1 pseudogene is annotated in these 272 nt (G+C 40.1%); it reads right to left on the bottom strand.

What is annotated here, in order from left to right:
• Positions 1–268: pseudogene (locus tag JEM65_RS21300) on the bottom strand (IS1595 family transposase); the annotation flags it as partial.
• Positions 269–272: the final 4 nt, after the last annotated feature.

Consider the following 272-nt stretch of genomic DNA (forward strand, 5'->3'; position numbering starts at 1 on the left):
TAAAACCTTGTTTGGTAGCACTAATAAAAGTGATCGCCATTAGCCACTTTCTAAGCGAAAGGTTGCTGTTTTCCATCACAGTCCCACTTTTAATACTAGTCCGAAACGCACATCCTTTGCATTGAAACATATGCTTTGAATGAAGCCAGTAGTGATCAGAGCAGGAACAGTTCTTACAAATTACTCCTTCTTTGGTCCTTTTCGCTTGGAAATAGGCAACACACGAGGCTTCATCCGGGAAACGTTCAGCAAACTTTAAAATATTCATAGTC

It is taken from the genome of Gelidibacter salicanalis, from assembly GCF_016469035.1.
GTDB classification, from domain to species: Bacteria; Bacteroidota; Bacteroidia; order Flavobacteriales; family Flavobacteriaceae; genus Gelidibacter; species Gelidibacter salicanalis_A.